We start from the raw sequence: 21,929 nt of genomic DNA, 5'->3' as shown, positions 1-21,929 counted from the left end.
CCGCTACGAGCGCAAGGCCGAACACTTCCTGGCCTTCACCGCCATCGCCTGCACCCTCATTTGCTACCGCCGACTCACCAAATGAGACGACGTCTTAGAGCGGCCGCAACGCCGGCTCCTTCTGCACGGCGCCCAGGAGCCGGTCCAGTGCCAGCTCGACGTCCTCCTTCCAGGAGAGCGTCGTCCGCAGCTCCAGCCGCAGGCGTGGATACGTGGGGTGGGGGCGGACCGTCTTGAAGCCCACCGCCGTCAGATGATCGGCGGGGAGGACACAGGCCGGCTCCTTCCAACGGGCGTCCCCAAAGGCCTCGATCGCCTTGAAGCCCCGCCGCAGGAGGTCCTTGGCAACCGTCTGCACCATCACACGGCCGAGCCCCTGGCCCTGATAGCCCTGCGTGATGAAGGCGGTCATCAACTGAACCGCGTCCGGAGACACTGGGCTGGTGGGGAACGCCAGGGCGCGGGGCACGTAAGCGGGAGGTGCGTAGAGCACGAACCCCACCGGGACCTCGTCCACGTAGACGACCCGGCCGCAGGATCCCCAGTCCAGCAGGACGGCGGAGATCCATGCCTCTTTCTCCAGAGCGGGCGTGCCGGCTTTTAACGCGGCCTCGCCGCTGACTGGGTCGAGCTCCCAGAAGACACACGACCGGCAGCGCTTGGGGATGTCCTGAAGGTTGTCCAGCGTGAGCGGTACGAGCCGACGCCCCATGAAGGCTGTTCCTCGCTTCCTTCGCCCGCAACGTCACGGGCGGCTGTCAGAGCGCTCCGCTCCCGGAGCAGACTGCCGATGAAACCACCGACCGCCCCCAGTCCCAGACCTGCCGTCACCAGTCCGGAACGGCTCACGGTTCGCATGGCTCCGCCTCTCCACAGAAGACCCGCCAGTTCGATGCGCCCTACCCGAACGCATCGTATCCACGATGTGATTGCCTCGATACCGCCTCAAAGCAAAGAGCGGGCTGTGTCCGGTATACATCGGACACAGCCCGCTCAGGCGGTCGACGGGCCGAAGGCGAGCCCATCCTTCAGGAGACTCAGGCCTCCGTCTCCTCCGAGTCGTCGTCCAGCAGACTCCTCTGCAGCGCCAGCTTCTCGCCCGGGGCGAGCGTGCTCAGAATCCGCTCAAGATCCTCCGTGGACGCGAACTCAACAGTGATCTTGCCTTTCTTCTGGCCCAGATCGATCTTCACCCTGGTCTCGAACCGGTCCGAGAGACGGGTCGCGAGTTCACCCAGTGCCGGAGAGGGCACAGAGCCGGCACGAGGGCCCTTCGACCGCGTGGAGGCTTTCGGGTGCGATCCCATGAGGGTGACGATCTCTTCCACGGCGCGGACCGAGAGTCCCTCGGCCACGATCCGGTGAGCCAGCTTGTCCTGCTCCTCCGAGTCCTCGACGGAGAGCAGTGCCCGGGCGTGTCCCGCGGAGAGAACACCGGCGGCCACGCGACGCTGGACCGCCGGCGAGAGCTTCAACAGGCGCAGTGTGTTGGAGACCTGCGGGCGGGACCGACCGATACGGTCCGCCAGTTGGTCGTGCGTGCAGTTGAAATCCTTGAGCAACTGGTCGTAGGCGAAAGCCTCTTCCAGCGGGTTCAGCTGGGCACGGTGGAGGTTCTCCAGAAGCGCGTCCAGCAGCAGCTTCTCGTCATCCGTCGCCCGGACGATCGCCGGGATCGCTTCCAGCTCGGCCTCATGGCAGGCCCGCCAACGCCGCTCACCCATGATCAGCTCGTAGCGGGCCGGGCCCACCTGACGAACAACGATGGGCTGGAGAAGGCCGACCTCCTTGATGGAGGTGACGAGCTCCTGAAGAAGGTCCTCGTCGAACACCTCGCGCGGCTGACGCGGGTTAGGGGTGATGGAGTCGAGAGGCAGCTCGGCGAAGTAGGCCCCCACGGGCGCGGCGGGCAGCTCCGCCGCGACGTTCGAAGATACTTCCTCTGTTTCACGTGAAACAGGCGCGAGGGTCGCCACCTTGGAGGCCCCCACCCCGCGCTCTGGGGTGAAGACAGATGGCACCGCCGAAGGCGCGGGTGCGGACGCTCCGGCTGCGGGAGAATCCTTCTCTCCTGTCGCCGCCGCTGGGATCAGTGCGGCGAGACCACGGCCCAACCCCCTCCGTCGATCACTCACTGGACGCCCTCCACCACACTCGGATTGTTCTGAGCACCGATGTGGGCCTGCGTCGGGTCGTACCCCACGCCCACCCCCTTCAGTGCGATTTCTCGTGCCGCCTCAAGATAGGAGAGGGCACCGCTCGATCCTGGATCGTAGGTCAGCACCGTCTGCCCATAGCTGGGCGCCTCGGAGATACGGACCGAGCGGGGAATGCTCGTCCGCAGCACCTCCTCGCCAAAGTGGGTACGCACCTCGTCGGCGACCTGGGACGCCAGGCGCGTCCGGCCGTCGTACATGGTGAGCAGAATGGTCGACACATGAAGGATGGGGTTGAGGTGCCCCCGTACCAGGTCGACGTTGCGGAGCAGCTGGCCGAGGCCCTCCAGTGCGTAGTACTCGCACTGGATCGGAATGAGTACCTCCTGGCCGGCGACCATCGCGTTCACCGTCAGCAGGCCGAGCGAGGGCGGGCAGTCGATGAGGATGTAGTCCAGAGGCTGCTCGTACGCCTGAATTGCTCGCTGCAGTCGGCTCTCCCGTGCCACCAGGGACACTAGCTCGATCTCCGCACCAGCGAGATCGATCGTGGCGGGAGCGCAGAAGAGGCCTTCTACGTCGGCAACGGGCTGGACGACTTCTGCCAGGGGCTTGCTGTCGATCAGCACGTCGTAAATGGAGGGCACCTCGGCGTGGTGGTCGATCCCCAGCGCGGTGGACGCGTTGCCCTGGGGGTCGAGGTCGATCACCAGGACCCGGGCGCCGTGCAGAGCCAGCGAAGCGGCGAGGTTGACTGTTGTCGTGGTCTTGCCGACCCCGCCCTTCTGATTGGCGACGACCATGACTCTGGTCTGCTCGGGCCGGGGCAGACCTTCACCGGCCCGGCCCAGAGCCTCTACCGCCAGCTGGGCAGCACGACCGATGGGAGTGTCGTCCATCGGGGGCGGTGTTTCACGTGAAACATCGTCCCCCATCGACTCGGTACGGGGACCGGGGACCGGATCGGTCATCGGTCCCGCGATGTTGGCGTCGGACCGCAAGGATTCACTCTCCTCGACTTCAGGCTCGCAATGAACAGAGCCTCCCATGCCTTCGGGGTCGTGAACCAGTGAGGCCTGGTCTTCTGTGGAGAATTCCACCTCTGTGGAAAACTCCGTTACCTCTTCGAGTGACCCGAGAGGCCTCCGGTCACGCGGTTCGGCCGCGGCGCGGCCGCGGCTGATGATGCCGTGCAGCAATGAGCGACGTTTCACGTGAAACACGATGCCCAGCGGCACAGGCCACGCTGACGCGACACTCCGGGACGCGTGGGTTTGGCAGCTTGTGTGGAGTAGGGGCGTCGTCAGGACGGATCAGTAAAGGGCCAGGACCGAGGCCTAGCGGCGTCGGCGGGCTCGACCGGTCCGGGCCGCCTTGGCCCGCTTCGCGGCGAAGCGCACGCCACCCGGGCTCTCCCCGACCTCCACACGGACCAGCGTGGACAGAGGATCCACCACTCCCTCGCCGACATGAAGGACCGAGGTCTCCGCCGCGCCGAGCTTACTGAGAGCCGAGGCCGCGCTCTTCAGTTCCTCCTCGGCGGTGTCTCCCTTGAGGGCGAGCATCTCTCCGTAGGGGCGCAGCAGAGGAATGCCCCAGGCGGCCAATCGGTCCAATGGGGCCACGGCCCGGGCCGTCACCACGTGAACCGGCTGCAAGGTGCCGAGGACCTCCTCGGCCCGGCCCCGGACGACGGTCACATGATCGAGGCCCAGGAGCTCGACGACCTCGGTCAGGAAGTTCGTGCGCCTCAGCAGCGGTTCCAGCAGCGTGATCTTCAGGTCCGGCCGGACGAGGGCCAGCGGAATACCGGGGAGTCCGGCGCCGGAGCCGACATCGCACACCGTGACACCTTCCGGGACGACCTCGGAGAGCACCGCACAGTTCAGCAAATGCCTCTCCCACAGACGGGGCACCTCGCGCGGGCCGATGAGCCCTCGCTGCACTCCCGCCTCGGCCAGGAGCTCGGCGTACCGGACCGCGTCCGCGTAGCGATCACCGAATACGTCGCGTGCCTGCTCGGGCGCAGGGGGGAGCTCCACTGACTCCGTCACGGGGACCGTCCTTCCGTACCGCAAGAGCGCACTGGGCGCTGACATCAGAACAACAGGCTGACAAAGTTCGGCCCCGCCTGCGGGCAGACGGGGCCGGGGAAACGTACGTACCGAATCAGGCGGGCAGCACGACGACGAAGCGCTGCGGCTCCTCGCCCTCGGACTCGCTGCGCAGGCCGGCCGACTTGACCGCGTCGTGCACGACCTTGCGCTCGAACGGCGTCATCGGCTTCAGCTTCACGGGCTCGCCGCTGCTCTTGGCCTCGGCCGCAGCCTTGGCGCCCAGCTCGGAGAGCTCGGCGCGCTTCTGGGCACGGTAGCCCGCAATGTCCAGCATCAGACGGCTGCGGTCACCGGTCTCGCGGTGCACGGCCAGGCGTGTGAGCTCCTGAAGCGCCTCGAGCACCTCGCCCTCGCGGCCGACGAGCTTGTTCAGGTCACGGCCACCGGAGTCACTGATGATCGAGACAGAGGCACGGTCGGCCTCGACGTCCATGTCGATGTCGCCGTCGAGGTCTGCGATGTCCAGCAGACCTTCCAGGTAGTCCGCCGCGATCTCACCCTCCTGCTCCAGGCGGGTCAGGGTGTCGCCACCCTCGGAGGCGGTGGAGGTGATGCCTTCCGTCACGGGAGGAACTCCTTCTTACTTCTTGGACGGGGACTTGGGGCGCTGCTGGCCCTTGCGCTGACCGGACTGGGCCTTGCTGCGGCCACCGGTGCCGGCCTTGGGCGCGGCCTTCTTGGCCGCGGCCGCAGGCTCGGCGTCCTCGGGCTGGTCGGACTTGCTCAGCGACGTGGGTTCGGTCTTCGGCTCGTCCTCGTCGGCGCTCCTCGCGCCGCCGGACTGACGCTGGGCCTTGCTCTGACGCTTCGGCTGCTGGCGCTTGGGCGTGCCGGGGGTGGGCGTACCGTCCTCGGCCGTGGCGACGGCGACCTCGCTCTTGATCACGGTGCCGTCACCCTGGGCCGCGAGGCCCTCCTTGCCCAGGCCGGTGATGAACTTCCGCTCGTACTCGTTACGGTCACGGCCCTTGACGACGATGGCCTTGACGATGGCGCGCTCGCGGCGGTTGCGGGTCTTGCCGTGCCGCGTGACGTGCTTGAAGAGGCGCTCCAGGTAGGCTGCCTGCGCCTTGGAGCCCGGGGTCGGGTTGTTGTGGATGACGTACATCTGCTGGCCCATGGTCCACACGTTGGTGGTCAGCCAGTAGACGAGGACACCGACCGGGAAGTTGATGCCGAAGACCGCGAACATGACCGGGAAGACGTACATCAGCATCTTCTGCTGCTGCATGAACGGCGTCTTCACCGTGGTGTCGACGTTCTTCGTCATCAGCTGACGCTGCGTGTAGAACTGCGACGCCGACATCAGGACGATCATGACCGCGGTCACAATGCGGACGGTGGTCAGCGAGGCGTCGAGCGCGGAGACGTCCGCGGAGCTGTCGGTGAACTTCGCGGCCAGGGGAGCACCGACGATGTGCGCCTTCTGGGCACTCTGCAGCAGGCTCTCGTTGATGACACCGATGGTGTCGTTGTTCGCGATGCTGTTGAGCACGTGGTACAGCGCGAAGAAGAACGGGGATTGCGCCAGGATGGGAAGGCACGAGGAGAGCGGGTTGGTACCCGTCTCCTTGTACAGCTTCATCATCTCTTCGGATTGACGCTGCTTGTCGTTCTTGTAGCGCTCCTGGATCTTCTTCATCTCGGGCTGCAGCGTCTGCATCGCCCGGGTCGCCTTGATCTGCTTCACGAAGAGCGGGATCAGGCAGATACGGATCAGGATCACCAGGGACACGATGGACAGGCCCCAGGCCCATCCGGTGTCAGCGCCGAAGAGGGCGCCGTACACGCTGTGGAACTGGACGATGACCCAGGAGACAGGTGTCGTGATGAAGCTGAAGAGGCTGGCAATCGTGTCCACTAATCATGCTCCTTGGGCATGGGACGGGCTCTCGGCGGCCGGGCTCGAAGGAACGTGCCCCTCGGTGGCCGGTTCGGCGGCGGAGGACCCGCCCTTGCGTACGCGCCACGTGCCACGCACCATCTCGTGCCACCGTGGGCGCTTGCGGGGCGGGACGTGGTCCACACCGCCGAGCGACCACGGATTGCACCGCAGGATGCGCCAGGCGGTGAGTGCCGTTCCCTTGATCGCACCGTGCCGGTCGATGGCCGTGTAGCCGTAGTGGGAGCACGACGGGTAGTACTTGCACACCGGCCCCAGCAGCGGACTGATCGTCCACTGGTACAGCTTGATCAGCGCCAGCAGCGGGTACTTCATCGTGCGCCCCCTCCCAGCAGCCGCCCCAGGGCGGCATCCAGGTCTTGGGCCAGTTGTACGTGGTCGGCGTCACCCGCTCCGGGCAGCGCTCGTACTACTACCAGGCTACCGGGGGGCAACAGAGCGACTCGATCGCGCATCAGATGGCGAAGCCTGCGCTTCACCTTGTTACGGACGACCGAGCCACCGACGGCTTTGCTCACGACGAAACCCGCACGCGTCGGGGGAGCGCTCTCCCCAGGCGCGTGCGGGTCCGTGGCACCGCTACGTAGGTGAACGACGAGGAGCGGGCGGCCGGCCCGGCGTCCTCGTCGTACCGCGGTCGCGAAGTCCTCGCGCCGCCTCAGCCGATGCTCGGTAGGCAGCACGACGTCATGACCTGATCGGGATCAGGCGGACAGGCTGGCGCGACCCTTGCTGCGACGGTTCGCGAGAATCGCGCGACCGGCACGGGTACGCATCCGCAGGCGGAAGCCGTGGGTCTTCGCGCGACGACGGTTGTTCGGCTGGAAGGTGCGCTTGCTCACTCGGGGGCTCCAGAAAGAAATCGGTGTTTGCGGGTGCCGTCCTGGCTGTCACCGTGCGCCCACGAGTAGCTCGTATAAACGCCCGAGTGCACCGCTGTCCGATCACCTGACGCGATCTGTGCCCATCGGAGGCAGGCGGCAGCAGCCATCGACAACTCGACCTGGTTACGGTACGCGCGGCTACGCCATCCGGTCAAACCAGAGGTCACGGGGAGACACTGTCCACAGGCTGGGGACAACAACTTGAACCGTACCCGTCGCCGTGACTACCGTGACTGAACTCCGATTCGTTCCTTTTCCTTTGGCTGCTGGGACCCGACCCACCCACCAGCACCTCGTTTCCGAGTGCCCCACCCGAGTTCCGAACCGACCTGTCCCAGAACCACACGTTCGTGGGACCTGTGAGAGAGCGTGCCCTGTGGCTGACGTACCTGCCGATCTTGCCGCAGTGTGGCCACGCGTACTGGAGAAGCTCCTCGGTGAGGGCCACGGCCAAGGCGTCGAGGTGAAGGACGAGCGCTGGATCAAGCGCTGCCAGCCCCTCGCACTGGTCGCGGACACGGCTCTGCTCGCCGTCCCGAACGAGTTCGCCAAGGGCGTACTGGAGGGTCGTCTCGCGCCGATCGTCAGCGAGACCCTGAGCCGGGAGTGCGGCCGCCCGATCCGTATCGCGATCACCGTCGACAGCTCCGTCGGCGAGACTCCGCCCCCGCCGGTCCAGCACCGCTTCGAGGAGCCGGAGCTGCCCTCCGTCCCGGCCCAGAGCCGCGACGGATACGACGGCAGACCCCCGTACGAAGGCCAGGGGCGCGACGGGCGCGGTGGGTACGAGAACCAGAACGCGTACGAGAACAAGAACACGTACGAGCCGCAGAACGGATACGACGGCCAGCCCCGCGACCCTTACGAGGGATACGGCCGTCATCGGGCCGAGGACCGCGGCCCGGGGCGCGGCGATCAGCTGGGCGGCGGGGCCGGCGAGCAGTTGCCGCCCCCTCGCTCGGAGCACCCCGCCGGCCGCTCGGACCAGCTGCCGACCGCGCGCCCCGCCTATCCGTCCGAGTACCAGCGGCCCGAGCCGGGCGCCTGGCCGCGGCCGTCGCAGGACGACTACGGCTGGCAGCAGCAGCGGCTCGGCTTCCCGGAACGGGACCCCTACGCCTCGCCCTCCTCGGACTACCGTTCGCAGCCCAGGGACCGGTCACCGTACGACCAGCAGCGTTCCGACTACGACCAGCACCGCGGTGACTACGACCGGCCGGGTGTCGACTCCGACTATCCGCGCCAGGACCGGCGCGAGCTTCCCGAGCCTCCGCCGGGCTCCGGGCACGTGCACCGGGGCGGCCCGTCGAGCAGCGCGCCCGGCCCGCTGGCGGCGCAGCCCGCGCCGGCACCCGGCCCCGGTGAGCCGACAGCACGTCTGAACCCGAAGTACCTCTTCGACACCTTCGTCATCGGTGCCTCGAACCGTTTCGCGCACGCGGCCGCGGTGGCCGTCGCCGAGGCGCCCGCCAAGGCGTACAACCCCCTCTTCATCTACGGGGAGTCCGGGCTCGGCAAGACCCACCTGCTGCACGCGATCGGGCACTACGCGCGGAGCCTCTATCCGGGTACGCGGGTGCGGTACGTGAGCTCGGAGGAGTTCACCAACGAGTTCATCAACTCCATCCGCGACGGCAAGGGCGACAGCTTCCGCAAGCGGTACCGGGAGATGGACATCCTGCTCGTGGACGACATCCAGTTCCTGGCGGACAAGGAGTCGACGCAGGAGGAGTTCTTCCACACCTTCAACACGCTCCACAACGCGAACAAGCAGATCGTGCTCTCCAGCGACCGGCCGCCGAAGCAGCTGGTGACGCTGGAGGACCGGCTGCGGAACCGTTTCGAGTGGGGTCTGATCACCGACGTCCAGCCGCCCGAGCTGGAGACGCGGATCGCGATCCTGCGCAAGAAGGCGGTGCAGGAGCAGCTCAACGCCCCGCCGGAGGTGCTGGAGTTCATCGCGTCCCGCATCTCGCGCAACATCCGCGAGCTGGAGGGCGCCCTGATCCGGGTGACGGCGTTCGCGTCGCTCAACCGGCAGCCGGTGGACCTCGGGCTGACCGAGATCGTCCTCAAGGACCTGATCCCCGGCGGCGAGAACGCGTCCCCCGAGATCACGGCCACCGCGATCATGGGCGCGACGGCCGACTACTTCGGGCTCACGGTCGAGGACCTCTGCGGCACCTCGCGCGGCCGTGCCCTGGTGACCGCCCGACAGATCGCCATGTACCTGTGCCGGGAGCTGACCGACCTGTCGCTGCCCAAGATCGGCGCGCAGTTCGGCAACCGTGACCACACCACTGTCATGCACGCCGACCGCAAGATCCGCGCTCTGATGGCCGAGCGGCGCTCCATCTACAACCAGGTGACGGAGCTGACGAACCGCATCAAGAACGGCTGACGGACGGCCGTCGTACGTCGCTGAAGGCGCCCCGGGACGCGTTCCCGAGGGCGCCTTCGTCGTTCCCGGGCGGCTTCGGACGTCGCCCGGCCGGCTTCGAACGTCGTGGGCGGCGGCTTCGGACGTCGCCGCTCCGACATCAGATGTTCGATTACCAGTCGAGTTACGGCCTCCCTCCACAGATTCGGGGACTTTCTTCCGTCCACACCCTGGGGACCGGGAAGTTATGCAGATCGTGTCCACAGGGCCGGTTGTTGAGGGATCATCAGGCCAGGTCAGTCCCCTGTGGATTCGTGGACGAAAGATCTCCACAGGCTGTGGACAGGTTCGTGATCCACAGACTGTGGACGAGGTTGTCCACCGACGGCCCACAGGCCGCACCCGGTTGTCCCCAGTGATCGACGGCTTCTCCACATGCCTGTCCACTGTTCGGCAAGCCAACGCCCCTCCTCACCGTGTCGAGTGAAAGGCGTCACACGAAGTTGCCCGGTTGGGCTGTGGGAAAGGCGGGTAAACCTGGGGACGCCGTTGGGGAGAAGTGGCCCGAGGCTGTGCACGGTGTGTGCAGAACTTTCCGTTCTCCACAGAGACCCCTGGTTGTCCACCGGCTCCGCCCACAGGCCCGGTGGACAAAATTTGCCGCCTGAGCTGCGAAAACGGGGTTATCCACGGTTTCCACAGGCCCTACTACTACTCCCAACTAGAGAGAGCTGGGAATCCGTTTCGAAGTGGGTCCTGTGCACAACTCGCTCTTGGCTGCCTGACCGCGCCTCGTCACGACTTGACCCCGAGAGGCTCCGAGTGTCAGTGGTGTGCGTCAGACTGGTCCCCGGTGTCCTTCCCGTCACAGGGACCACCGACACCGAGACAGACGACGAAGCCAGGCAGGGCGAGAAGCGCCGGCAACAGCAGGAGGCGGCAACAGTGAAGATCCGGGTGGAACGCGACGTACTCGCGGAGGCCGTGGCCTGGGCGGCGCGCAGCCTCCCGGCCCGGCCGCCGGCGCCTGTCCTCGCCGGCCTCCTTCTGAAGGCCGAGGAAGGCCAGCTGAGCCTCTCCAGCTTCGACTACGAGGTCTCCGCCCGGGTCTCCGTGGAGGCGGAGGTCGACGAGGAAGGCACGGTGCTCGTCTCCGGACGGCTGCTCGCCGACATCTGCCGCGCCCTGCCCAACCGGCCCGTGGAGATCTCCACAGACGGTGTACGGGCCACGGTGGTCTGCGGCTCCTCGCGGTTCACCCTCCACACACTGCCTGTGGAGGAGTACCCGTCCCTGCCGCAGATGCCGAACGCCACGGGCACCGTCCCCGGCGAGGTCTTCGCCTCCGCCGCCGCCCAGGTGGCCATCGCCGCCGGGCGCGACGACACGCTGCCCGTCCTCACCGGTGTGCGCATCGAGATCGAGGGCGACACGGTCACGCTGGCCTCCACCGACCGCTACCGCTTCGCGGTCCGCGAGTTCCTGTGGAAGCCGGAGAACCCCGAGGCGTCCGCGGTCGCCCTGGTGCCCGCCAAGACCCTCCTGGACACCGCCAAGGCCCTCACGAGCGGCGACAGCGTCATTCTGGCGCTCTCCGGTTCGGGCTCGGGAGAGGGGCTGATCGGTTTCGAGGGCGCGGGCCGTCGTACGACCACGCGGCTGCTGGAGGGCGACCTCCCGAAGTACCGCACGCTGTTCCCGACGGAGTTCAACAGCGTGGCCGTCATCGAGACCGCCCCGTTCGTCGAGGCCGTCAAGCGCGTTGCGCTGGTCGCCGAGCGGAACACCCCGGTGCGGCTCAGCTTCGAGCAGGGCGTGCTGATCCTGGAGGCCGGCTCCAGCGACGACGCACAGGCTGTGGAAAGGGTCGACGCCCAGCTGGAGGGCGACGACATCTCGATCGCCTTCAACCCCACGTTCCTGCTGGACGGCCTGAGCGCCATCGACTCCCCGGTCGCCCAGCTGTCGTTCACCACGTCCACCAAGCCCGCGCTGCTCAGCGGCAAGCCGGCCGTGGACGCCGAGGCGGACGAGGCCTACAAGTACCTGATCATGCCGGTGCGGCTCAGCGGCTGACCGGCCGGGCCGTCGGAGGCGTCCACAAGGCTGTGGGGCCCGGTGGATCACCGGGCCCTCGGTGCGAAGCCGCAGGTCGGGGGCTACTTATGAGCGGGTATGCCCACAGGTGTGCGTGAGCGTCCGGGTCTAGGCTCGTGGGTGGGTACGCAAGTGCCCTCACGCACACGTCGCAACCTAAGGAACCACTGATGGAGCTCGGTCTCGTCGGCCTCGGCAAGATGGGCGGGAACATGCGCGAGCGCATCCGCCGCGCAGGCCACACCGTCATCGGATACGACCGGAACCCGGATCTCGCCGATGTCCACAGCCTGGAAGAACTTGTGGGCAAGCTCGACGGCCCGCGGGTCGTGTGGGTGATGGTCCCGGCCGGTGCGGCCACCCAGTCGACCGTCGACGAGTTGGCCGAACTCCTCCAGCCCGGGGACGTCGTCGTGGACGGCGGGAACTCCCGCTGGACGGACGACGAGAAGCACGCCGAGGAGCTGGCCGCCAAGGGCATCGGCTTCGTCGACTGCGGTGTCTCCGGCGGCGTCTGGGGGCTGGAGAACGGCTACGCCCTGATGTACGGCGGTGACGCGGAGAACGTCGCCAAGGTGCAGCCGGTCCTCGACGCGCTGAAGCCCGAGGGCGACCTCGGGGCGGTGCACGCCGGCAAGGTCGGCGCCGGGCACTTCGCGAAGATGGTCCACAACGGGATCGAGTACGCGATGATGCAGGCGTACGCCGAGGGCTGGGAGCTCCTGGAGAAGGCCGACTCGGTGACGGACGTCCGCGAGGTCTTCCGTTCCTGGCAGGACGGCACGGTGATCCGTTCCTGGCTGCTCGACCTGGCGGTGAACGCCCTCGACGAGGACGAGCACCTGGACCGGCTGAAGGGGTACGCACAGGACTCCGGCGAGGGCCGGTGGACCGTGGAGGCAGCCATCGACCACGCCGTGCCGCTGCCCGCGATCACGGCCTCACTCTTCGCGCGGTTCGCCTCGCGCCAGGAGGACTCTCCGCAGATGAAGATGATCGCGGCGCTGCGGAACCAGTTCGGCGGCCACGCGGTCGAGACGAAGTAGCCCGCGCGACCGAGGACGAGACGCACACGCCAACGGTCGACACACAGTCGTCCACAGGACCGCACGGCGGTCCACAACCCTGGGGGAGGTCGGCACCCGACCATGCACGTCACGCATCTGTCGCTGGCCGACTTCCGCTCGTACGCCCGGGTCGAGGTCCCGCTCGACCCGGGCGTCACCGCGTTCGTGGGGCCCAACGGCCAGGGCAAGACGAATCTGGTCGAGGCGGTGGGCTACCTCGCGACCCTCGGCAGCCACCGGGTGTCGTCGGACGCCCCCCTGGTCCGCATGGGCGCCGACCGCGCGATCGTCCGGGCGCAGGTGCGGCAGGGCGAGCGACAGCAGCTGGTCGAGCTGGAGCTGAACCCCGGCAAGGCGAACCGAGCGCGCATCAACAGGTCCTCGCAGGTCAGGCCGCGTGACGTGCTCGGCATCGTGCGGACGGTGCTGTTCGCGCCGGAGGACCTCGCCCTGGTCAAGGGCGACCCCGGCGAACGGCGGCGCTTCCTCGACGAGCTGATCACCGCACGAGCCCCGCGCATGGCGGGTGTGCGCTCCGACTACGAGCGGGTCCTCAAGCAGCGCAACACGCTCCTGAAGTCGGCCGCGCTGGCCCGTCGGCACGGCGGCCGCTCCATGGACCTGTCCACGCTCGACGTATGGGACCAGCACCTCGCGCGCGTGGGCGCCGAGCTGCTCGCCCAGCGGCTGGACCTCGTCGCGGCGATCCAGCCGCTCGCCGACAAGGCCTACGAGCAGTTGGCCCCCGGGGGCGGACCGGTGAGCCTGGAGTACAGACCCTCCTCTCCCGGCCTCGTCGGGCACGCGCGCGAGGAGCTGTACGAGCAGCTGACGGCCGCCCTCGCGGAGAGCCGCAAGCAGGAGATCGAGCGGGGCGTCACCCTCGTGGGACCCCACCGGGACGATGTGACCCTCAAGCTCGGTCAGCTGCCCGCCAAGGGCTACGCCTCCCATGGCGAGTCCTGGTCCTACGCCCTGGCCCTGCGGCTGGCCTCGTACGATCTGCTCCGGGCCGAGGGGAACGAGCCGGTGCTGATCCTCGACGACGTCTTCGCCGAGCTGGACAGCCGTCGGCGGGAGCGGCTGGCGGAACTGGTCGCGCCGGGCGAGCAGGTCCTGGTGACCGCCGCGGTCGACGACGACGTACCGGACGTACTGACAGGGGCGCGCTACGTCGTGTCCGACGGGACGGTGGAGCGCGTATGAGCGGATCCGGGGCGACCCCGACACCTCCCGAGCCCTCCGGTGTGGACCTCGCGCGCGTGGCGCTGCGTGCCGCGAAGGAGGCCGCACGTGCGCGTGGTGAGGCCACACAGCAGAAGAAGCAGGCCAGGCGCGGTGGCGGGCTGCGGTCCGGCGCCCGTGCCGATGGCCGCGATCCCATGCCACTGGGCCCCGCGATCAACCGTCTGATCACCGAGCGGGGCTGGGAGACCCCGGCGGCCGTCGGCGGGGTCATGGGCCGCTGGCCGCAGATCGTCGGCGACGACCTGGCCAGACGGTGCGTGCCGGAGCGGTACGACGAGGACGAGCGGGTCCTGCACGTGCGGTGCGACTCGACGGCGTGGGCGACGAACGTGCGGCTGCTGGCTCCGCAACTGGTCGCCCGGCTCAACGAGGACCTCGGGCACGGCACCGTACGGCTGCTGAAGGTCCACGGCCCCGCCGGGTCCGCCCGTCGCTACGGCCCCCTGCGGGCCCCGGGAAGCACGGGTCCCGGCGATACCTACGGGTGACCGTAGTCACATTTCCGGGTGCCGTCGTGCCCGTCACCGGAGGGTCCGCGCCGCCTCGTGAACAGCCGTGCGCTCAAGTGTGCGCCGCCGCGTGCGGTTGCGAACAGGGACGTGACCCGGGAGTAGCAAAGGGTTGACACCCGGAAGCGCTGAGTGCCGCTGTGAGCCTCTTGGAGCCCCGTTCCCCATATGGGGAGTCGGGAGAGACCGGTTCAGGGCGGCACATGCGGACTCAGGTACCGGCAAACCCCCATCACTGTCGGCGCTACCGGTAGACTGGAAGCTAATCCCGCCCCATTCGTGGGGACCGCTTCGGAAACACCGTTCCACACAGACAAAGGCTTCCACCGCAACGCCGCAGCCGCTCCGGCAAACCCGCCGGGAGCCTGGCTTGTGCTGTGCCAGAAAGGGCGCTTCGTGGCCGATTCCGGCAACCCCAACGAGAACATCCTGTCCACCGAGGCCCCGGCCGGAGTCGCCGAGGCCTCCGGCACGGCGTACGACGCCAGCGCCATCACCGTCCTCGAAGGCCTGGACGCGGTCCGCAAGCGGCCCGGTATGTACATCGGTTCCACCGGTGAGCGCGGACTTCACCACCTGGTGCAAGAGGTCGTCGACAACTCCGTCGACGAGGCGCTGGCCGGCCACGCGGACACCATCGACGTCACGATCCTCGCCGACGGCGGCGTGCGGGTCGTCGACAACGGCCGTGGTATCCCGGTCGGCATCGTCCCCTCCGAGGGCAAGCCGGCCGTCGAGGTCGTGCTGACGGTCCTGCACGCGGGCGGCAAGTTCGGCGGCGGCGGCTACGCGGTCTCCGGCGGCCTGCACGGCGTGGGTGTCTCCGTCGTGAACGCCCTGTCGACCAGGGTGTCCGTCGAGATCAAGACCGACGGCCACCGCTGGACCCAGGACTACAAGTTGGGTGTCCCGACGGCCCCGCTCGCCCAGCACGAGGCGACGGACGAGCATGGCACCACGGTCACCTTCTGGGCCGACCCGGACATCTTCGAGACCACGGAGTACTCCTTCGAGACGCTCTCGCGCCGTTTCCAGGAGATGGCGTTCCTCAACAAAGGACTGCGGATCAACCTCGCCGACGAGCGGGAGTCGGCGAAGGCCACGGCCGGGGCGGACGAAGCGGGTGAGGACGAGAAGCACGAGGTCAAGAGCGTCTCGTACCACTACGAGGGCGGCATCGTCGACTTCGTGAAGTACCTCAACTCCCGCAAGGGGGACGTGGTGCACCCCACCGTGATCGACCTGGAGGCCGAGGACAAGGACAGGAGCCTGTCCCTCGAACTCGCGATGCAGTGGAACGGTGGCTACACCGAGGGTGTCTACTCCTTCGCGAACATCATCCACACGCACGAGGGCGGTACGCACGAAGAGGGCTTCCGCGCGGCGCTGACGAACCTGGTCAACAAGTACGCGCGCGAGAAGAAGCTCCTGCGGGAGAAGGACGACAACCTCACGGGCGACGACATCCGCGAGGGCCTGACGGCGATCATCTCGGTGAAACTGAGCGAACCGCAGTTCGAGGGCCAGACCAAGACCAAGCTGGGCAACACCGAGGTGAAGACCTTCGTCCAGAAGGTCGTCTACGAGCACCTGAACGACTGGCTGGACCGCAACCCGGTCGAGGCGGCGGACATCGTCCGCAAGGGCATCCAGGCGGCCACCGCGCGCGTGGCGGCCCGCAAGGCCCGGGATCTGACCCGCCGCAAGGGGCTTCTCGAGACGGCGTCGCTGCCGGGCAAGCTCTCCGACTGCCAGTCGAACGACCCCATCAAGTGCGAGATCTTCATCGTCGAGGGTGACTCCGCCGGCGGCTCGGCCAAGTCCGGCCGGAACCCCGAGTACCAGGCGATCCTCCCGATCCGCGGCAAGATCCTCAACGTGGAGAAGGCCAGGATCGACAAGATCCTGCAGAACCAGGAGATCCAGGCGCTGATCTCGGCCTTCGGCACCGGAGTCCACGAGGACTTCGACATCGAGAAGCTGCGCTATCACAAGATCATCCTGATGGCGGACGCCGACGTCGACGGCCAGCACATCAACACCCTGCTGCTGACCTTCCTGTTCCGCTTCATGCGGCCGCTGGTCGAGGCCGGGCACGTGTTCCTGTCCCGCCCGCCGCTCTACAAGATCAAGTGGGGGCGCGAGGACATCGAGTACGCGTACTCCGACCGCGAGCGGGACGCGCTGATCGAGATGGGCCGGCAGCGCGGCAAGCGCATCCGGGAGGACTCGATCCAGCGCTTCAAGGGTCTCGGCGAGATGAACGCCGAGGAACTGCGCATCACGACGATGGACCAGGAGCACCGCGTCCTCGGCCAGGTCACGCTCGACGACGCCGCTCAGGCCGACGACCTGTTCTCGGTCCTGATGGGCGAGGACGTCGAGGCCCGTCGCGCGTTCATCCAGCGCAACGCCAAGGACGTCCGCTTCCTCGACATCTGAGTCGGTCTCAGCTGACCGCACCAGGAAGGATCTTCACCGGCCATGGCCGACCAGAACACTCCAGTGACGCCCGAAGAGGGCGGCGAGACCGTCCAGCGCGTCGAGCCCGTCGGGCTCGAGACCGAGATGCAGCGCTCGTACCTCGACTACGCGATGTCCGTCATCGTGTCCCGCGCGCTGCCCGACGTGCGCGACGGTCTCAAGCCTGTGCACCGCCGCGTCCTGTACGCGATGTACGACGGTGGATACCGGCCCGAGAAGGGCTTCTACAAGTGCGCCCGTGTCGTCGGCGACGTCATGGGCAACTACCACCCGCACGGTGACTCCTCGATCTACGACGCGCTGGTCCGCCTCGCGCAGCCATGGTCGATGCGGATGCCGCTGGTGGACTCCAACGGCAACTTCGGTTCTCCGGGCAACGACCCCGCGGCGGCCATGCGCTACACCGAGTGCAAGATGGCGCCGCTGTCGATGGAGATGGTCCGTGACATCGACGAGGACACCGTCGACTTCACGGACAACTACGACGGCCGCTCCCAGGAGCCGACCGTCCTGCCCGCCCGCTTCCCGAACCTGCTGATCAACGGCTCGGCCGGTATCGCGGTCGGCATGGCGACGAACATCCCGCCGCACAACCTCCGCGAGGTCGCGGCCGGCGCCCAGTGGTACCTGGAGAACCCCGACGCCTCCCACGAGGACCTCCTGGACGCGCTGATCGAGCGCATCAAGGGCCCCGACTTCCCGACCGGCGCCCTGGTCGTCGGCCGCAAGGGCATCGAGGAGGCGTACCGCACGGGACGCGGCTCCATCACGATGCGCGCGGTCGTCGAGGTCGAGGAGATCCAGAACCGCCAGTGCCTGGTGGTCACGGAACTCCCCTACCAGGTCAACCCGGACAACCTCGCGCAGAAGATCGCCGACCTCGTGAAGGACGGCAAGATCGGCGGCATCGCGGACGTCCGTGACGAGACGTCGTCCCGTACGGGGCAGCGCCTGGTCATCGTCCTCAAGCGCGACGCGGTCGCCAAGGTCGTGCTGAACAACCTGTACAAGCACACGGACCTGCAGACGAACTTCGGCGCCAACATGCTGGCGCTGGTCGACGGCGTGCCCCGCACCCTCTCCCTGGACGCGTTCATCCGCCACTGGGTGACGCACCAGATCGAGGTCATCGTCCGCCGGACGAAGTTCCGGCTGCGCAAGGCCGAGGAGCGGGCACACATCCTGCGCGGCCTGCTGAAGGCCCTGGACGCCATCGACGAGGTCATCGCGCTGATCCGGCGCAGCGACACCGTCGACATCGCGCGCACGGGCCTGATGGACCTCCTGGAGATCGACGAGATCCAGGCCAACGCCATCCTCGAGATGCAGCTGCGCCGCCTCGCCGCCCTGGAGCGTCAGAAGATCATCCAGGAGCACGACGAACTTCAGGCCAAGATCCGCGAGTACAACGAGATCCTCGCCTCGCCGGTCCGCCAGCGCGGCATCGTCAGCGCGGAACTCGCCGCGATCGTCGAGAAGTTCGGCGACGACCGCAAGACGATGCTGGTGCCCTACGACGGTGACATGTCCATCGAGGACCTCATCGCCGAGGAGGACATCGTCGTCACCGTCTCGCGCGGCGGTTACGTCAAGCGGACCAAGACGGTGGACTACCGCGCGCAGAAGCGCGGTGGCAAGGGCGTGCGCGGCACGAAGCTCAAGGAAGACGACATCGTCGACCACTTCTTCGTGTCCACGACCCACCACTGGCTGCTGTTCTTCACCAACAAGGGCCGTGTCTACCGGGCGAAGGCCTACGAGTTGCCGGACGCCGGACGTGACGCGCGTGGACAGCACGTCGCCAACCTGCTGGCGTTCCAGCCGGACGAGGCGATCGCCGAGATCCTCGCGATCCGCGACTACGAGGCCACGCCCTACCTGGTGCTCGCCACCAAGGGCGGACTTGTGAAGAAGACGCCTCTGAAAGATTACGATTCGCCCCGATCCGGCGGTGTCATCGCCATCAACCTCCGTGAGAAGGAGGACGGTTCCGATGACGAATTGATCGGAGCCGAACTCGTATCAGCAGAAGATGACATCCTTCTGATCAGCAAGAAGGCACAATCGATCCGCTTCACCGCGACGGACGAGGCACTGCGGCCCATGGGCCGTGCCACCTCGGGTGTCAAGGGCATGAGTTTCCGCGAGGGCGACGAGCTGCTCTCGATGAATGTTGTTCGACCCGGTACGTTCGTGTTCACTGCCACAGACGGCGGGTACGCGAAGCGGACCAACGTCGACGAGTACCGCGTCCAGGGTCGCGGCGGCCTCGGTATCAAGGCCGCCAAGATCGTCGAGGACCGCGGCTCGCTCGTCGGCGCGCTGGTGGTCGAGGAGACCGACGAGATCCTCGCCATCACGCTGTCGGGCGGTGTGATTCGTACGCGAGTCAACGAGATCAGGGAAACCGGCCGTGACACCATGGGCGTCCAACTGATCAACCTGGGCAAGCGCGATGCCGTCGTCGGCATCGCTCGTAACGCCGAGGCGGGGCGGGAGGCGGAGGAGGTCGACGGCGACGAGGCCGTGGACGAGACCGCCGAGGGTGCCGCGACGACCGGTACGGACGAGGGTGAGGCGCCCTCGTCCGAGTAGCACGAGGAGTGAGTCAGCGTGAGCGGAGCCACGGACGCGGGATCGTCCGGTACTTCGGCCGGCACTTCGACCGGGTCGGAGGCGGACGGCGGCGGCCGTGGCTCCGCCGCGCGTGCGATGGACACGCACACGACCCAACTGAAAGCGATCAAGGGTGCGACCGATTCGGTCGCACCCGCGCCGTCCCTCGACAAGGCCGGACCCCAGGGGGGAACCGTGACGGACACCCGTGGTCCGCAGGCCCAGCAGCCCGCGCAGGGCAGCCCGGCCGCGGCTGCGAGCGGGTCCGCGCGCCCTGCTCCCCCGCAGGCCCCCGCCCAGGCGCAGGCGGGTGGCTCCGCACTGCCCGGCGAGCGGCAGACGCAGCAGCAGGCAGGCCCGTACCACCCGCCGCAGGCGTACCAGCCGGTGCCGGACGGCGCGTCCCGCAAGCCGCGTCCGGGAGTGCGCACGACGCCGCGGACGCGCAAGGCGCGGCTGAGAGTGGCCAAGGCCGACCCGTGGTCCGTGATGAAGGTCAGCTTCCTGCTCTCCATCGCCCTCGGCATCTGCACGGTCGTCGCGGCCGCGGTGCTGTGGATGGTCATGAACGCGATGGGCGTGTTCTCGACGGTCGGCGCCACCATCTCCGAGGCCACCGGCTCGAACGAGTCCAACGGCTTCGATCTGCAGTCGTTCCTGTCGCTGCCCAACGTGCTCGTGTTCACCACGATCATCGCGGTCATCGACGTGGTCCTCGCGACCGCCCTCGCCACGCTCGGCGCCTTCATCTACAACATCTCCGCGGCCTTCGTCGGCGGCATCGAGCTGACGCTCGCCGAGGACGAGTGAGCACGGCCACCACCTAGGGAACGGCCCCCGGGGACGGCGTCCGACGCCGTCCCCGTCAGGGTGTCCGACCGCGTCGCGGTTCCCCTGCGGGTATCGATTTTGGGACTCCCCACGTCGTGCGCTAATCTTCAGGAGTCAGCGCGCGGGACACACACCGCACAGCGCGGCGGGGCTATAGCTCAGTTGGTTAGAGCGCATCCCTGATAAGGATGAGGCCACAGGTTCAAATCCTGTTAGCCCCACCAGCATGAAGACCCTCAACCGGTGACGGTTGGGGGTCTTCGTCGTTCTGGGTGCCCACCGTTCTGGGTGCCGACTGATGATCGACGGTTACTGACGCAGGAACCCCCGGCCCTCCCGGCCGGGGGTTCCTGTTGCTTTCTGCGGTCGTTCTCTTCGGTCGTTCCCGTGTGCCTGTCCAGCGGGGCGTCGTACGCAAGATCGCCACGGTGGTTGTGCTGGTCTGCTGCCTGGGTCGAATCAGCTCTGGAGGGGTGGGGCGGGTCGCTCGGCCTGGGTGAAAGAGGGCTGCAGGGCGGTGGCGTCCATGGCGTCCGCTGCGTTCGTGGCTGCCGATTCCAGGAGCGCGCGGTGACGGCAGGAGGGCGAGGAGCCGTGGGCCTCGGCGCGGATGCGTTGCTTCATCGTGGGGGGCAGGGCGCGATCGTGGGGCCGGACCGGCAGGGCCGTAGCCGGCAGCGTCGTGGGGGCCGCGCAGTTGCGGGTGGTGCCGGTCTGCGGTACCGCGGCCGACGCCGTGGTCGTGATCAGTCCGAGTGCCGTGCACAGCGCCAGGACGGCGGTGACGACGGCGGTCCACAGCTTCATGACCGTGTTCTGGGCCATGGCCCCTCACTTTCGGGTCGGGCGATTTGCGTACTTTCCTCATGATGTGTATGTGGGCTCTGAAATCGTGTACCGACGCCCGTGGCGTGTGGATCGTCGGATGAACAGCACTCGGATGGGCGTAAGGGGCCTGGAAAGCTCCCTCAAGCGCGCACGGGGCCGCAGGGGCGGTGCGGGCGGCAGGGGCCGTGCAGGGTGGGATGTGCTGAGACCGGAGGCCCTGTGGGGCTCGCGCCGCGTGAAGGGGGGTGCGGGACCTGTGTGATGAACCTGCGATCGGAACAGTCGCATCCGGTTCTACTGCGGCCTTTCCGGCGGCAGTTGAGGGGTGGGACGCAGGTCACCGATCGGTATCGGTCGGTGTGTATAGTCGGGCGCCAGAGGTCCCCTACGTCAAGGAAAGACGAGGTCGCGCGGTGAAGAAGCTTCTCCTGGTCGCACTGGCCGCCATCGGCGGGCTCCTCGTGTACCGCCAGATCCAGGCGGATCGCGCCGAGCAGGACCTGTGGACGGAGGCTACTGACTCCGTGCCCACGGGTTCGTGAACATCGACATCAGTCTCAGAGCAGACCCCGGCCGCGCTCGCGGTCGGGGTTTTGTGTCGCTCGGACGTCTCACCTGCCTTCGCCCGGACATCCATGAACGTCCTGCCCGCACAGGATTCGCCTTGGCGAACGATGTGATTGCCGAGGCAAAGAGCAAGGTCGGGTAGAGGCCGTTTTCAGCCGCTCCTTCCCAGGAACGACGGCACCGGCGGGCACGGCCCGGCAGGATGGGCCCATTCACTCCAGGCTTTCTTCCGGGCGGTTTCC

19 protein-coding genes and 1 tRNA gene are annotated in these 21,929 nt (G+C 67.7%); 10 read left to right on the top strand and 10 right to left on the bottom strand.

What is annotated here, in order from left to right:
• Positions 1–94: 94 nt before the first annotated feature.
• From ACFU5F_RS28090 to rpmH, 9 genes are all read right to left on the bottom strand, one after another.
• On the bottom strand, positions 95–712 hold the full coding sequence (locus ACFU5F_RS28090; protein WP_383892853.1) for a GNAT family N-acetyltransferase: 618 nt from the start codon (positions 710–712) through the stop codon (positions 95–97).
• 325 nt (positions 713–1,037) lie between these two features.
• On the bottom strand, positions 1,038–2,135 hold the full coding sequence (locus tag ACFU5F_RS28085; RefSeq protein WP_383892850.1) for a ParB/RepB/Spo0J family partition protein: 1,098 nt from the start codon (positions 2,133–2,135) through the stop codon (positions 1,038–1,040).
• On the bottom strand, positions 2,132–3,205 hold the full coding sequence (locus ACFU5F_RS28080; RefSeq protein ID WP_078852329.1) for a ParA family protein: 1,074 nt from the start codon (positions 3,203–3,205) through the stop codon (positions 2,132–2,134). Before ACFU5F_RS28080 ends, ACFU5F_RS28085 begins: the two co-directional genes overlap by 4 nt.
• Positions 3,206–3,493: 288 nt before the next feature.
• On the bottom strand, positions 3,494–4,210 hold the full coding sequence (gene rsmG / locus ACFU5F_RS28075) for a 16S rRNA (guanine(527)-N(7))-methyltransferase RsmG (RefSeq protein ID WP_383892847.1): 717 nt from the start codon (positions 4,208–4,210) through the stop codon (positions 3,494–3,496).
• Between the two features lie 115 nt (positions 4,211–4,325).
• Positions 4,326–4,838, bottom strand: coding sequence for a protein jag (locus ACFU5F_RS28070; protein WP_383892844.1), 513 nt, complete (start codon positions 4,836–4,838; stop codon positions 4,326–4,328).
• A 15-nt stretch (positions 4,839–4,853) separates the two neighbouring features.
• Positions 4,854–6,134, bottom strand: a complete 1,281-nt coding sequence (yidC, locus tag ACFU5F_RS28065) for a membrane protein insertase YidC (RefSeq protein WP_383892841.1) — start codon at positions 6,132–6,134, stop codon at positions 4,854–4,856.
• A gap of 3 nt (positions 6,135–6,137) precedes the next feature.
• Positions 6,138–6,491, bottom strand: a complete 354-nt coding sequence (gene yidD / locus ACFU5F_RS28060) for a membrane protein insertion efficiency factor YidD (protein WP_383892837.1) — start codon at positions 6,489–6,491, stop codon at positions 6,138–6,140.
• On the bottom strand, positions 6,488–6,859 hold the full coding sequence (gene rnpA / locus ACFU5F_RS28055; RefSeq protein ID WP_078531538.1) for a ribonuclease P protein component: 372 nt from the start codon (positions 6,857–6,859) through the stop codon (positions 6,488–6,490). The genes yidD and rnpA overlap by 4 nt, the downstream gene beginning before the upstream one ends.
• A gap of 21 nt (positions 6,860–6,880) precedes the next feature.
• A complete protein-coding gene (gene rpmH, locus ACFU5F_RS28050) occupies positions 6,881–7,018 on the bottom strand; it encodes a 50S ribosomal protein L34 (RefSeq protein ID WP_005482975.1) in 138 nt (45 codons plus the stop codon).
• Positions 7,019–7,436: 418 nt separating this feature from the next.
• Between rpmH and dnaA the strand changes: the two genes are divergently transcribed.
• The 9 genes from dnaA (at position 7,437) to ACFU5F_RS28005 (ending at position 20,516) form a co-directional block, all read left to right on the top strand.
• Positions 7,437–9,461: a chromosomal replication initiator protein DnaA gene (gene dnaA, locus ACFU5F_RS28045; protein ID WP_383892833.1), complete on the top strand. Its 2,025-nt coding sequence runs from the start codon at positions 7,437–7,439 to the stop codon at positions 9,459–9,461.
• A gap of 924 nt (positions 9,462–10,385) precedes the next feature.
• A complete protein-coding gene (gene dnaN / locus ACFU5F_RS28040) occupies positions 10,386–11,516 on the top strand; it encodes a DNA polymerase III subunit beta (protein ID WP_037689673.1) in 1,131 nt (376 codons plus the stop codon).
• A gap of 191 nt (positions 11,517–11,707) precedes the next feature.
• Positions 11,708–12,583 (top strand): phosphogluconate dehydrogenase (NAD(+)-dependent, decarboxylating), encoded by an 876-nt coding sequence (gene gnd / locus ACFU5F_RS28035; protein ID WP_383892830.1) that lies wholly within the window; start codon positions 11,708–11,710, stop codon positions 12,581–12,583.
• 102 nt (positions 12,584–12,685) lie between these two features.
• A complete protein-coding gene (gene recF, locus ACFU5F_RS28030; protein WP_383892827.1) occupies positions 12,686–13,810 on the top strand; it encodes a DNA replication/repair protein RecF in 1,125 nt (374 codons plus the stop codon).
• Positions 13,807–14,340 carry a DciA family protein gene (locus tag ACFU5F_RS28025; RefSeq protein ID WP_319366169.1) on the top strand — a complete coding sequence of 178 codons (534 nt, stop codon included), beginning with the start codon at positions 13,807–13,809 and terminating at the stop codon, positions 14,338–14,340. Before recF ends, ACFU5F_RS28025 begins: the two co-directional genes overlap by 4 nt.
• A 417-nt stretch (positions 14,341–14,757) precedes the next feature.
• Positions 14,758–16,803, top strand: a complete 2,046-nt coding sequence (gene gyrB / locus ACFU5F_RS28020) for a DNA topoisomerase (ATP-hydrolyzing) subunit B (protein ID WP_383892824.1) — start codon at positions 14,758–14,760, stop codon at positions 16,801–16,803.
• A gap of 42 nt (positions 16,804–16,845) precedes the next feature.
• The gene (gene gyrA / locus ACFU5F_RS28015) at positions 16,846–19,440 is read left to right on the top strand and encodes a DNA gyrase subunit A (protein ID WP_383892821.1); all 2,595 of its coding nucleotides are present in this window, start codon (positions 16,846–16,848) and stop codon (positions 19,438–19,440) included.
• 18 nt (positions 19,441–19,458) lie between these two features.
• Positions 19,459–20,271: a DUF3566 domain-containing protein gene (locus tag ACFU5F_RS28010; RefSeq protein ID WP_383892819.1), complete on the top strand. Its 813-nt coding sequence runs from the start codon at positions 19,459–19,461 to the stop codon at positions 20,269–20,271.
• A 168-nt stretch (positions 20,272–20,439) separates the two neighbouring features.
• A tRNA-Ile gene (locus tag ACFU5F_RS28005) sits at positions 20,440–20,516 on the top strand.
• Between the two features lie 235 nt (positions 20,517–20,751).
• Here the strand turns inward: ACFU5F_RS28005 and ACFU5F_RS28000 are convergent.
• A complete protein-coding gene (locus ACFU5F_RS28000) occupies positions 20,752–21,117 on the bottom strand; it encodes a DUF6344 domain-containing protein (protein WP_383892816.1) in 366 nt (121 codons plus the stop codon).
• Between the two features lie 416 nt (positions 21,118–21,533).
• Here ACFU5F_RS28000 and ACFU5F_RS27995 point away from each other — a divergent pair, with 416 nt between their 5' ends.
• Positions 21,534–21,662 (top strand): DLW-39 family protein, encoded by a 129-nt coding sequence (locus ACFU5F_RS27995; protein WP_003999697.1) that lies wholly within the window; start codon positions 21,534–21,536, stop codon positions 21,660–21,662.
• The last annotated feature ends 267 nt before the right edge of the window (positions 21,663–21,929 follow it).

It is taken from the genome of Streptomyces sp. NPDC057438 (genome assembly GCF_042802995.1).
Taxonomy (GTDB): Bacteria; Actinomycetota; Actinomycetes; order Streptomycetales; family Streptomycetaceae; genus Streptomyces.
Note: the sequence above shows the minus strand (reverse complement) of the source record. Positions and strands in the feature narration are given on the sequence as shown.